This window comes from Azospirillum sp. B21 (assembly GCF_008364825.1).
GTDB lineage: Bacteria > Pseudomonadota > Alphaproteobacteria > Azospirillales > Azospirillaceae > Azospirillum.
Window position 1 is genome coordinate 208,922 of sequence record NZ_VTTO01000002.1, and the last position, 12,080, is coordinate 221,001.

The 12,080-nt window shown below is 68.6% G+C and carries 9 protein-coding genes; 3 read left to right on the forward strand and 6 right to left on the reverse strand.

What is annotated here, in order from left to right; genetic code table 11:
- The first annotated feature begins 80 nt into the window (after positions 1-80).
- Positions 81-1,730: an electron transfer flavoprotein-ubiquinone oxidoreductase gene (locus FZ983_RS05755; protein WP_149222627.1), complete on the forward strand. Its 1,650-nt coding sequence runs from the start codon at positions 81-83 to the stop codon at positions 1,728-1,730.
- A gap of 211 nt (positions 1,731-1,941) precedes the next feature.
- Positions 1,942-2,712: an MJ0042-type zinc finger domain-containing protein gene (locus tag FZ983_RS05760; RefSeq protein WP_149222628.1), complete on the forward strand. Its 771-nt coding sequence runs from the start codon at positions 1,942-1,944 to the stop codon at positions 2,710-2,712.
- A gap of 9 nt (positions 2,713-2,721) precedes the next feature.
- Here the strand turns inward: FZ983_RS05760 and FZ983_RS05765 are convergent, their stop codons facing one another.
- The gene (locus FZ983_RS05765; protein ID WP_149222629.1) at positions 2,722-4,251 is read right to left on the reverse strand and encodes a sigma 54-interacting transcriptional regulator; all 1,530 of its coding nucleotides are present in this window, start codon (positions 4,249-4,251) and stop codon (positions 2,722-2,724) included.
- 436 nt (positions 4,252-4,687) lie between these two features.
- On the opposite strand from FZ983_RS05765, the gene FZ983_RS05770 reads away from it, so the two are divergent.
- The gene (locus tag FZ983_RS05770; protein ID WP_149222630.1) at positions 4,688-5,989 is read left to right on the forward strand and encodes a D-amino acid dehydrogenase; all 1,302 of its coding nucleotides are present in this window, start codon (positions 4,688-4,690) and stop codon (positions 5,987-5,989) included.
- On the opposite strand, the gene FZ983_RS05775 is transcribed toward FZ983_RS05770, so the two are convergent.
- From FZ983_RS05775 to FZ983_RS05795, 5 genes are all read right to left on the reverse strand, one after another.
- Entirely contained in the window at positions 5,932-6,189 is a 258-nt protein-coding gene (locus FZ983_RS05775; protein ID WP_149222631.1) for a hypothetical protein, read from the reverse strand. The genes FZ983_RS05770 and FZ983_RS05775 overlap by 58 nt on opposite strands.
- A complete protein-coding gene (locus tag FZ983_RS05780; protein ID WP_149222632.1) occupies positions 6,186-6,983 on the reverse strand; it encodes a lactate utilization protein in 798 nt (265 codons plus the stop codon). Before FZ983_RS05780 ends, FZ983_RS05775 begins: the two co-directional genes overlap by 4 nt.
- Positions 6,976-8,400, reverse strand: a complete 1,425-nt coding sequence (locus FZ983_RS05785; protein WP_149222633.1) for a LutB/LldF family L-lactate oxidation iron-sulfur protein — start codon at positions 8,398-8,400, stop codon at positions 6,976-6,978. The genes FZ983_RS05780 and FZ983_RS05785 overlap by 8 nt, the downstream gene beginning before the upstream one ends.
- Positions 8,390-9,142: a (Fe-S)-binding protein gene (locus FZ983_RS05790; RefSeq protein WP_149222634.1), complete on the reverse strand. Its 753-nt coding sequence runs from the start codon at positions 9,140-9,142 to the stop codon at positions 8,390-8,392. The genes FZ983_RS05785 and FZ983_RS05790 overlap by 11 nt, the downstream gene beginning before the upstream one ends.
- Positions 9,143-9,204: 62 nt before the next feature.
- Positions 9,205-12,063, reverse strand: coding sequence for an FAD-binding and (Fe-S)-binding domain-containing protein (locus FZ983_RS05795; RefSeq protein ID WP_149222635.1), 2,859 nt, complete (start codon positions 12,061-12,063; stop codon positions 9,205-9,207).
- Positions 12,064-12,080: the final 17 nt, after the last annotated feature.

Here is a 12,080-nt window from a genome sequence, read left to right on the forward strand (position 1 = left end):
CTACAAGCACGCGCCCGCAAAACACCATAGGGCGTCCCGAGGGAAACAGTACCAAAACAAGACGGTGGGGGAGTGTGGTGATGGAACGCGAACCGCGCGAGGTCATGGAATACGATGTTCTGGTCGTCGGCGCCGGCCCGTCGGGCCTGAGTGCGGCGATCCGCCTGCGGCAGCGCGCGGTCGAGACCGGGCAGGAACTCAGCGTCTGCGTGATCGAGAAGGGGTCGGAGGTCGGCGCCCACCTGCTGTCCGGCGCCGTCTTCGAGCCGCATGCGCTGGACGAGCTGATCCCGGACTGGAAGGAAAAGGGCGCGCCGCTGACCACCCCGGCGCGCGAGGACCATTTCCTCTATCTGACGGAAACGAAGGCCTACAAGTCGCCCTTCGCCCCGCCGCAGATGAACAACCACGGCAACTACATCATCAGCTTGGGCAATCTGGCCCGCTGGATGGCGACCCAGGCCGAGGAGCTGGGGGTGGAGATCTACCCCGGCTTCGCCGCGGCCGAGGTGCTGTATGACGACAACGGTGCGGTGAAGGGCGTCGCCACCGGCGACATGGGCATCGGCAAGGATGGCGAGAAGACCGGCAACTACACGCCCGGCATGGAGCTGCACGCCAAGCAGACCATCTTCGCCGAGGGCTGCCGCGGTTCGCTGACCAAGACCCTGTTCGAGCGCTTCGACCTGCGCCGAGACTGCCAGCCGCAGACCTACGGAATCGGCATCAAGGAGCTGTGGGAGGTCGATCCGTCCCAGTCTAAGCCAGGCCTGATCGTCCACACCATCGGCTGGCCGATGGACCCAAAGACCTATGGCGGGTCGTGGCTGTATCACATGGAAGGGAACCTGGTGTCGGTCGGCTTCGTCGTCGGCCTCGACTACTGGAACCCGCACATGAGCCCGTTCGAGGAATTCCAGCGCTACAAGACCCACCCGGCGATCCGTCCGACCTTCGAGGGCGGCCGGCGTCTGTCCTACGGCGCCCGCGCGCTGTCGGAAGGCGGTTTCCAGTCGATCCCGAAGCTGACCTTCCCCGGCGGCCTCCTCATCGGCGACGGCGCCGGCTTCCTGAACGTGCCGAAGATCAAGGGCAACCACACCGCCATGAAGTCGGGCATGGTCGCGGCCGAGGCGGTGTTCGACCACCTGACCGGCGGCGCCGACAATGGTCCTGAGGTCATCGCCTATCCGGAGCGGCTGAAGCAGTCCTGGGTGTGGCCGGAACTCCACGCCGTCCGCAACATCCGTCCGGGCTTCCAGAAGGGTCTGTGGGCCGGTCTGGCGAACGCCGCGTACGAGACGGCGCTGAAGGGCAAGTCGCCCTGGACGCTGAAGCACCACGCCGACCACACCACCCTGGTGAAGGCCAGCGAGGCGCCGAAGATCGCCTACCCCAAGCCGGACGGCAAGGTCAGCTTCGACCGCCTGTCCTCGGTCTACCTCTCCAACACCAACCATGAGGAAGACCAGCCGCCGCACCTGACGCTGAAGGACAAGTCGGTCCCGATCAGCGTCAATCTGGCGCTCTACGACGCGCCGGAGCAGCGCTATTGCCCGGCCGGCGTCTATGAGATCGTCCGCAACGACGACGGCAGCGATCCGCGGCTGCAGATCAACGCGCAGAACTGCGTCCACTGCAAGACCTGCGACATCAAGGATCCCACCCAGAACATCAACTGGGTCGTGCCGGAAGGCGGCGGGGGGCCGAACTATCCGGGCGGGATGTAAGGGATGGAGCGCTTGCCCCCTCCCTAACCCTCCCCCTCTTCGAGGGAGAGGGAACTGCCGCTTTCTTCCCCTCCACCGCCGTAGGCGGGGGAGGGAGGGACCCACGCACAAGCGTGGGAGGGAGGGGGCAGGCTGCCGCCCGTCGGGTGTCGGTTGCGCCGCCGGCCACTCCTATCTATAACGCAAGCGGTAACCTCTCTGCGACGGCGCGATGATCGTTTCCTGTCCGACCTGTTCAACGCGCTACACCCTGTCCGACGAGTCGCTCGGCACCGACGGCCGTAAGGTGCGTTGTGCCCGCTGCGGCCACACATGGTGGCAGATGCCGGAGCGGGCGGATCCCGAGCCGGTGGTCGCAGACGCACCGACGGAAATCCGTCCGGCGAAAGCGGCAAAGCCGGCCGCCAAGACAAAGGTCAAGCAGCCGAAGGCTCCGCGCGCCAAGCCGGCGCGCAGCACGGTGATCGGCTTCGCCCTGCTGGGGGTGCTCGTCGCGGGGACCGTTGCCGGCGGCTATTTCGGCCGCGATGCCATCGTCCGCGGCTGGCCGCCCGCAGCCCTCTTCTATGAGACCATCGGGATACAGGCCGAGCCGCCGGGCTTCGGGCTGGAACTGCGCAACATCCGCTCCGAACAGAAGATGGAAGGCGGCAAGACCGTCCTGCTGTTGGACGGCGAGATCGCCAACACCACCGATGTCGAGCGCGCGCTGCCGCCGCTGCGCGCCATCACCTTCGGCGCCGAGCACAAACCGCTGCAGAGCTGGACCATCGAACCGTCTGTGCCCGTGCTGCTGCCGGGTGCGGTGGTGAGCTTCCATCACAGCCAGCCGGATCCCGGCCCGGTGACCGAGGTGACCATCACCTTCGGCGGTCCGCCGCCGGGACTGGATGCGACGGCCGCCGAAAAGCCGACCGAGAAAGCTCCGGAGAAGCCGGCCGCAGCAAAGGCCGCCGCTCCGGCCAAGCCCTCCGGTCACTGACCGGCCGCGTCACCGCTCCGGAATGCCGTGCTTCCGCAGCTTGTTGGCGATCATGGTGTGCGAGGTGTTCAGCCGCGCCGCCAGCTTGCGGCTGGAGGGGAAGCGCGGGTAGAGCCGGCGCAGCAGCGACCGTTCGAAGCCGTCCACCGCGTCCTCCCAGCTTTCGGCATCCTCCGCCGGCACCTCGGCGGACTGCATGCCGGCCCCGGCCAGTTCCAGGTCCGCGGCATCCAGCGTGCCGCCGTCGCTCATGGTCACGGCGCGGAAGATGACGTTCTCCAACTGGCGCACATTGCCCGGCCAGCGGTTGGCGAGCAGGGCCGCCGCCGCCGCCGGTGTCAGCCGGCCGGGCGGACGCCGGGCCTGCGCCGCGGCGCGGGCGATGAAATGGCGGGCCAGCAGCAGGATGTCATGCCCGCGCTCGCGCAACGGCGGCACGCTCAACGTCAGCACGTTCAGGCGGTAGAACAGATCCTCGCGGAAGCTGTGGTCGGCGACCATCGCCTCCAGCGAGCGGTGGGTGGCGCTGATGACGCGGACGTCCACCTTCTGCTCGCGCTCGCCGCCGACCCGGCGGAAGCTGCCGTCGTTGAGGAAGCGCAGCAGCTTGGCCTGGAGATAGGCCGACATCTCGCCGATCTCGTCGAGGAAGACGGTGCCGCCATGGGCCAGCTCCAGCAGGCCCGGCTTGCCGCCGCGCTGCGCCCCGGTGAAGGAACCGGGGGCGTAGCCGAACAGTTCGCTCTCCGCCAGATTTTCCGGCACGGCGGCGCAGTTCAGCGCCAGGAAGGGCTTGTCGCGGCGTGGACTGGCGCGGTGGCAGGCATGGGCGATCAGCTCCTTGCCGGTGCCGGTCTCGCCCAGGATCAGCAGCGGCGCCTCCATCGCGGCGACCCGTGCGGCACGCGCCTTCAGCGCCCGTACCGGCGGCGATTCGCCGAGGATGCGGTCGAAGCCGCCCTCATCGAAATTCTGGATCGCATTCAGGCGCTCGCCCAGGCGCGACGGGGTGAACAGGGTGATGACGGCGCCCGCCGCCTCGACATCGACGATGGGCGTCACCTCCAGCAGGAAGGGCTGGCCGTTCAGCGTCACCTCGCGGCCGGACATGCGGAAGCCGCCGTCGGCCAGCTCGCGCGTCAGGCCGGGTTCGCCGAACAGCTCGCCGAGGTCGAGGCCGGCTAGGCGCGATTCCGGCAGTCCGGCGACCTGGGCGGCGGCGGCGCTCGCCACCACGACGCTGCCCGCGCGGTCGACCGCCAGCACCGGGTCGGGCAGGGCGGCGAGCAGCGCATCCAGATGCAGCCGCCGCCGCGTGCCCGGCAGCATGTCGATGGCCGCCACCGACTGGACGCCGGCGATGGCGCGCAGCGCGTCCGACAGGGCGGGGAGTGCGGCGGGATCGAGGCCGGGCGCGTCGATGTGGATCAGCGGCGGATCGACCTCGACGCCGACGACGTTGAGCCGGCGCAGCGCCAGCACGGCGAGGATCTCATGGGCGATGCCGACGCGGTCGGTGAAGGTGACTTCGATGCGCATGGGGGTTGGGGCTTCTGGAATGGCAGACACTTGCCCCCACCCCAACCCTCCCCCGCTCTCAGCGGACCTATGGTCCGCCTGCCGCGTCAGCACAAAGCGAAGCGTTGTGCGAGAGTTGGGCGGGGGAGGGAGTGAGTGCTTAGGCGGGAGAGCGGCGGCAGTCCCCTCCTCCGCCCAGCGGGGGAGGGTTAGGGTGGGGGCATCCAACGACCACTGTACACAATAATTTACGCCGTACCAAAATCTTTACACCGCCCCGATCCATTGAGTCTCAACACACTAACCCCCTATTCCCCTTCCCCTGTAAACATCCGCATACACCCCACGCCCCACCACTCCCCCCGTACCACAGCAAATCCGCCATTTCCGCCTCTGGCACGCCCTTTGCGAACTCCTCCCCTAAGCGAAGTCATCCATCCCCTTGGGAGCCAGTCTCATGCGCGTGATCGTTCTGGGCAGCGGCGTCATCGGTGTCACCACCGCCTATTATCTGGCGCGCGCCGGGCATGAGGTGACCGTGCTGGATCGTCAGGCCGGCCCGGCGCTGGAGACCAGCTATGCCAATGCGGGTGAGGTGTCGCCGGGCTATTCCGCTCCCTGGGCGGCGCCGGGGCTGATGCTGAAGGCCGCCAAGTGGATGATGATGAAGCATTCGCCGCTGGTGATCCGGCCGAAGCTGGATCCGGCCATGTGGTCCTGGTGCCTGAAGCTGCTGGCGAATGCCAACGAGGCGAGCTACCAGCTGAACAAGAGCCGCATGGTCCGCGTCGCCGAATACAGCCGCGACTGCCTGAAGGCTCTGCGCGCCGAGACCGGCATCACCTATGACGAGCGCACCCAGGGCACGCTGCAGGTCTTCCGTACCCAGAAGCAGATGGACGCCGCCGGCTACGACATGGCGGTGCTGGAGCGCTACGGCGTTCCCTTCAGCCTGTTCGACCGCGACGGCCTGACCTCGGTCGAGCCGGCTTTGGCCCATGTGAAGGACAAGCTGGTCGGCGCGCTGCACCTGCCGGGCGACGAGACCGGCGATTGCTTCCAGTTCACCAACAAGCTGGCCGCCTATGCCGCCAAGCGCGGGGTGGAGTTCCGCTATGGCGTCTCCATCCGCGGGCTGGAGAGTGACGGTCGCAAGATCACCGGCGTGCTGACCGACCAGGGTACGCTGACCGCCGACAGCTACATCGTCGCCATGGGCAGCTATTCGCCCAAGCTGGTGAAGCCGCTGGGCATCGACCTGCCGGTCTATCCGGTGAAGGGCTATTCGCTGACCCTGCCGATCACCGACGCCGCCCACGCGCCGGAATCGACCGTGATGGACGAGACGCACAAGATCGCCGTCACCCGGCTCGGCGACCGCATCCGCGTCGGCGGCACGGCGGAGTTGTCCGGTTTCGACCTGACCCTGCGCGAGAAGCGCCGCGGCCCGCTGGATCATGTGGTCAGCGACCTGTTCCCGAAGGGCGGCGACCTGTCGAAGGCGGAGTTCTGGACCGGCCTGCGCCCGAACACGCCGGACGGCACGCCGATCCTGGGATCGACCGACATCCGCAACCTGTATCTCAACACCGGGCACGGCACGCTGGGCTGGACGATGTCGGCCGGCTCGGCCCGCGTGCTGGCCGACGTGGTCAGCGGCCGTCAGACCGAGATCGACATGGAGGGCCTCGGCGTCGAGCGCTACGGCCGCAAGCCGTCGGTGGCGGTGTCGCGCCCGGCGGCGGTGCGTCCGGCCTGACCGGACAAGGGGACCCGCGCCGCGCGGCGGACGCGGGTCATCGCCAGCTCGAGCAGGGCGGCGTCGGCGATTTCGGCTCCATCCAGCCGATGTCGCCCGCGCCGCCCTTCGCATTTCTCCACCCGGTGGCCGAGGCGCCTGAGATGCAGGATCGCCTCGTAGAGTCGGGTCGCCGGCTCGGCCGTCGGTCGCGTTGTCACGGGTGCACCACCAGGACGACCAGCCGCTTCGGGCCATGGACACCATAGGCCAGCGTCTGTTCGATGTCGGCGGTCTTGCTGGGACCGGACACCAGCAGCGCGTTGGTCGGCATGCCGTCCGCCCAGCGCTGCTCGCGCATGGCCTGCAGGAAGGTGTCGTAGAGGGCGTCGGCGCGCAGCAGCGCGATGTGGATATGCGGGACCAGCGAGAGGGTGCGCGGTTCCTCGGCCGTCGGCCACAGGATCAGGCTGCCGGTCTCGGCGATGGCGCCGCGGGTGGTGGTGAAGCCGGCTTCGATGGACTCGAACAGCTGGGGCTTGAGGTCTTCGAGCGGACGGTCGTAGGGGATCAGGGTGGGGCCCTCTCCCATCCCTTCAAATTCCCTCTCCCCCCCGGGGAGAGGGTTAGGGTGAGGGGGATACATTGCGGAACCTTCGGGGGAATCATGCGATGCTTCCCCCTCACCCCGCCCCTCTCCCCGGGGGGGAGAGGGAGAAACGGTCCCCCACCCCTCGACCAACCGCTTCCCCGCCTCCGTTTCCGGCGCGTAGAGCAGCGACTCCACCCCTTCGCGCGCCAGGAACTCGCGCAGCACCGCCGGCCAGTCGGCCTCGGCTGCGTCGATGAACTCCGTATGCACCGCCTCCATCAGCCGGCGGATGCGGGGCAGGCGCTCCTCCGGCGGCCAGACTTTCGCCTCGATCGGCGCGAAGTCCGACGCGGGCGGGGTCAGCGGGTGGGCGTCGCGGGTGGTGCGCAGCTTCGTCAGGATCGAGTTGCGGGCGTCAGACATCGGGAACCCCCTTGGCGCGGGCGAGGTCGTGCAGGGTGCGGCCGGCGAAGCGCGGCTTGGTGCGGACGTTCGTCCACTCCTTCAGCATGGGCAGTGACGACGGTGCCGCATTGCCGAGTTTGCTCATCGCCAGCGTCGCGACGCGGTAGGCGGTGGGGGAGGCGTTCATCGCCGCCCAGCCGCTCCACACCATCGCTTCCGCCCGGCTCGCCTTGGCGCCGCCGTCCTTCACCGCGCCGCCGGGCTTCACCGCTTCGACCCGCAGCCGGCCCATGATCTCGACGATGGGGATCTTCACCGGGCAGATCTCGACGCAGGCGTTGCACATGGTGCAGGCGTGGGGCATGGCTCCGCGCTTGTCCAACCCCTCGATCTGCGGCACCAGGATCTTGCCGATGGGGCCGGGATAGGGCGCCTCATAGGCATGGCCGCCGACCTTGGTGTAGACCGGGCAATGGTTCATGCAGGCGCCGCAGCGGATGCAGCGCAGGGTGTCGCGCAGTTCCGGGTCGGCGTAGATGCTGGACCGGCCATTGTCGAGGATGATGAGATGCACCTCGCGCGGCCCATCCTTCTCGCCGTCCTTGCGGGGGCCGGAGATCATGTTGACGTAGGTGGTGATCGGCTGGCCGGTGGCGGAGCGCGGCAGCAGGCTGATGACCGGCGGCACGTCCTCCAGCTTTTCCACCACCTTCTCCAGCCCCATGAAGGCGATGTGGACCGGCGGCACGGTGGTGCACATGCGGCCGTTGCCCTCATTCTCGATCAGGCAGAGGGTGCCGGTCTCCGCCACCGCGGCGTTGACGCCGGACATTCCGACATCGGCGGCCTGGAACTTGGCGCGCAGCACCCGGCGGGCGAGGTCGGTCAGATAGGCGGCGTCCTCGCGGCTCTCGGCGTCCTTGATCTTGCGCTTGAACAGATGGGCGATCTGCTTCGTGTTCAGGTGGATTGCCGGCATGATGATGTGCGACGGCATGGTGCCGTCCAGCTGCACGATGTATTCGCCGAGGTCGCTTTCCAGCACCTCGATGCCATTCTTTTCCAGAACGGCGTTCAGGTGCATCTCCTCCGTCACCATCGACTTGCCCTTGACCACCAGCCGGGCGTCGACCCGGTGCAGGATGTCCAGCGCGATGCCGTTGGCCTCCTCTGTCGTGGCGGCCCAATGGACGGTGATGCCGTTGCGGGTGCAGTTTTCCTCCAGCTTCTCCAGCAGTTCCGGCAGCTTCGACAGGGCGCGCAGCCGGACCGAGGCGGCGAGCGCCCGCACAGCATGCCATTCGCCCGCATCGGCGAACTGGGCGGCACGCTTGCTCATCAACCCGTCCATGGCGCGGCGGAAATTGCCGCGCAGCTGCGGGTCGGCCAGCGCCGCGCGCGACGCGGCGGCGAAATCCGGTGCGTTACCGTCCATGAATGCGCTCCTTCAGGAACTGGGCAATGTGCTGACCGCGGGCGGCCTTGGCCCCGGCCTCCAGCGCGCCGGTGATGTTCAGCAGGCAGCCGCAGTCGCCCGACACCACGCGGGCAGCGCCGGTGCCCTCGATGTCCGCCACCTTGTCGCCGACCATCGCGGCGGAGATCTCCGGATGGCGGATGGCGAAGGTGCCGCCGAAGCCGCAGCATTCCTTCTCCCGCTTCAGTTCGACCAATTCGACATTGGCGAGCTGGCGCAGCAGTGCCTTGGGTTCCTCGACCACGCCCATCTCGCGCTGGGCATGGCAGGAGGCGTGCCAAGTGACGCGCACCGGCTCGCCTTGATCGGTGAGGCGGACGTCCAGGACATGGACCAGGAACTGCGTCAGTTCCCAGACGCGGGCCGCCACCTGTACCGCCTTGGCCTCGTCCGGCTCGCCGCGGAACAGGTCGGGCCAGTGCTTCTTCATCATGCCGGCGCAGGAGCCCGACGGCACGACGATGGGGTCGTCGCCGGGGAACAGGTCCAGCTGCGCGCGGGCGACCTTCAAGGCGTCGGCGCGGTAGCCGGAATTGTAGGCAGGCTGGCCGCAGCAGCTTTGGCCTTGGGGGAAGACGACGGTCAGGCCTTGGGACTGCAGTAGCTCGATCCCCGCCATGCCGGCATCGGGGAAGAACAGGTCGACGAGGCAGGTGCCGAAATAATAGACGCGGGTGGGTTTGGGGGGCTGGTGGTCCATGGGCGTTTCCTCAGCGGCGTCTTTTTTTATGGCTGGGCGTCGAAGCTTTCACAAATCATCGCTCAAAAAGCCGGCTCCGCCACCGGCACCGCCGTCGCACCCACCTTCGCCGTCGCGCAGGCATCGACCAAGTAGACAATCGACCGGTAGGGCACGCCCGCCTTGTCGGACAGGCCGATCTCGCAGGTGCGGCTGGTGGAGTAGCCGGACGCGCAGCCTTCCGGCACCGCGGCCGGCAGGTGGCGCAATGCATGTGCGTTCAGTTCCGGCGTGGTAAAGCCCTTGTCGCCGGCGAAGCCGCAGCAGCCGACGTCGGGCGGGACCACCACCGTCTCGGCACAGGCCTTCGCCACCGCGGTGAGCGCGCCATCCAGGCCCATCCGGCGGGTGGAGCAGGTCAGGTGCAGCATCACCGGCTCCGCCGTCTTTGCGATCTCCAGGCGCGGCAGGGCGAATTCGCTCAGGAACTCCGCCACGTCGAGGATGCGCAGACCGGCGTCGGTCAAGCGCTTCCTGAGACGCAGGGCGCAGGGGCTGGTGTCCATCACCACCGGGAAACGGCCGCCCCGGCTCGCCTGCGACAGCGCCGCCAGCATGGCGTCGGCCTTGGCGTCGGCGGCCTCGATCAGGCCCTTGCTCTCCAGCGGCATGCCGCAGCACTGGCCGTCCGCCGCCTCCGGATAGAGGATGCGGAAGCCGGCTTTGCGCATCACCGATTCGACGACCTCGGGCAGCGGGCGCTGCTGCGGGTCGCTGGCGGCGGGACCCATGGTCCGGCTGACGCAGCTGGGGGCGTAGACCACCGTCGGCAGGTCGTCGCTGGGGATGTTCGAATGTGCGGTAAAGGTTGCGGCGGTCGGCATGCTGCGCGGCAAAGCCGGCAGGCTGCCGCCGGTCAGGACGCGCGCCGCTGCCTGGGTGGCGCCATGGCCCACCGTGCGGCGGGCGAGGTCGGCCAACCGCAGCCCGGTGCGGGCGAGGCCCAGCGTGCCCTTCATATGGTCGGCAACCAGCGCCCCCGCCTTGCGTGCCATGGCGCCGCGCCGCCCACCCCGCATGGATTTGATCAGCAGCCCGGTCTCGATCCCCACTGGGCAGGCGGTGGCGCAGAGGCCGCAGGCGGCACAGGTGTCGATGCCCTGATACTCATAGGCGGCGCTGATCTCGGCCAGACGAGGAGCGTCGTCGCCGGCGGCCACCAGCCGTGCCATCTCGCGCCGGCCGACGATGCGCTGGCGTGGAGACAGGGTCAGGCGGTGGGACGGGCAGGTCGGCTCGCAGAAGCCGCATTCGATGCAGGTGTCGACCAGCGGGTCGGCGGGGGGCAGCGGTTTCAGGTTCTTCAGGTGGGCCTCGGGGTCGCCGTTCAGGATGACGCCGGGGTTCAGCAGCCCGTCGGGATCGAAGAGGTCCTTGATCTCCTTCATCAGCCCATAGGCCTGCGGTCCCCATTCCATCTCGACGAAGGGGGCCATGTTGCGGCCGGTGCCGTGCTCCGCCTTCAGCGAGCCGTCATAGCGGGTGACCACCAGCACGGCGACATCGTCCATGAAACGGCGGTAGCGGTCGATCTCCTCCTGCGTATCGAAGGCCTGGGTGAAGACGAAGTGCAGGTTTCCTTCCAGCGCGTGGCCGAAGATGATCGCCTCGTGATAGCCGTGACGGAGGAACAGCGCCTGCAGCTCGCGCGTCGCTTCGGCCAGACGGGGCAGGGGGAAGGCGACATCCTCGATGATGACGGTGGTGCCGGTCTGGCGGATGGCGCCGACCGCCGGGAACAGGCCCTTGCGGATCTTCCAGAAGCCCTCGCAGGCCTTGGCGTCGGTGGTGAAACGGGTGTCGCCGATGGTGACGCAGTCGGCCAGCACCGCGGCGATCTCCGCCACATTGGCCTCCAGCGCCGCGGCACTCTCGGCGCGGGTTTCCACCAGCACCGCGGCCGCCTCGGGGCCGAAGCCGCGGATCTGCGGCGGCATGCCCGTCTTGTCCTGGATGGAGCGGAGCGAGGCGCGGTCCATCAGCTCCGCCGCATCGACCGGAGCGGCCTTCAGCAGGGATACGGCGTGGCAGGCTTCGCCGATGTCGGGGAAGAACAGGAGCGCGCTGGCCTTGTGCGGATGCTCCGGCACCGTGCGCAGCGTGATGGCGGAGATGAAGCCCAGCGTCCCCTCCGACCCGATCATCAGGTGCTGGAGGATGTCGACCGGGTCCTCATAGTCGACCAGCGCGTTCAGGCTGTAGCCGGTGGTGTTCTTGATGCGGAACTTGTCGCGGATGCGGCCCGCCAGCGCCGCGTCGGCGCGGGTGCGGGATCCCAGATCCGCCAGCCGGTCGAGCAGCGCGCCGTGGCTGTCGCGGAACCGGCTGCGGCTGGCCGGATCGGCGGTGTCCAGAACCGTGCCGTCGGCCAGCACCAGCCGCATCGACTCCAGCGTGCGATAGCTGTTCTGCGCGGTGCCGCAGCACATACCGCTGGCGTTGTTGGCGGCGATGCCGCCGATCTTGGCGGTGGCAATGGAAGCCGGGTCGGGACCGATCTTGCGTCCCAGCGGGGCGAGGCGCCGGTTCGCCTCCGCCCCGATCACACCGGGCTGCAGCGTGACGGTCGCGGCGGCGGCGCCGATGCTGCAGCCCCGCCAGCCGTCGCCCAGCACCACCAGCACGCTGTCGCTGACCGCCTGGCCCGACAGGCTGGTGCCGGCGGCGCGGAAGGTCACCGGCACCTTGTAGTCGCGGGTGATGCGCAGCAGCCGCACCACCTCCTCCTCCGTCTCCACCAGCGCCACGATCTTCGGGATCAGGCGGTAGAAGCTGGCGTCGGTGCCGTAGGCCAGCGTGCGCAGCGGGTCGGTGACCAGCCGGGCCTGCGGGATGACGGCCTGAAGCTCGGCCAGGACATGGTCGTAAGGAGAAGGCAGCATCGGCGGCGGCTCCTGCC

Bases quoted from the DNA above. Each gene is read 5' to 3' on its own strand.
- FZ983_RS05755 (WP_149222627.1), top strand. From the start codon at position 81: ATGGAACGCGAACCGCGCGAGGTCATGGAATACGATGTTCTGGTCGTC.
- FZ983_RS05760 (WP_149222628.1), top strand. From the start codon at position 1,942: ATGATCGTTTCCTGTCCGACCTGTTCAACGCGCTACACCCTGTCCGAC.
- FZ983_RS05765 (WP_149222629.1), bottom strand. From the start codon at position 4,251: ATGCGCATCGAAGTCACCTTCACCGACCGCGTCGGCATCGCCCATGAG.
- FZ983_RS05770 (WP_149222630.1), top strand. From the start codon at position 4,688: ATGCGCGTGATCGTTCTGGGCAGCGGCGTCATCGGTGTCACCACCGCC.
- FZ983_RS05780 (WP_149222632.1), bottom strand. From the start codon at position 6,983: ATGTCTGACGCCCGCAACTCGATCCTGACGAAGCTGCGCACCACCCGC.
- FZ983_RS05785 (WP_149222633.1), bottom strand. From the start codon at position 8,400: ATGGACGGTAACGCACCGGATTTCGCCGCCGCGTCGCGCGCGGCGCTG.
- FZ983_RS05790 (WP_149222634.1), bottom strand. From the start codon at position 9,142: ATGGACCACCAGCCCCCCAAACCCACCCGCGTCTATTATTTCGGCACC.
- FZ983_RS05795 (WP_149222635.1), bottom strand. From the start codon at position 12,063: ATGCTGCCTTCTCCTTACGACCATGTCCTGGCCGAGCTTCAGGCCGTC.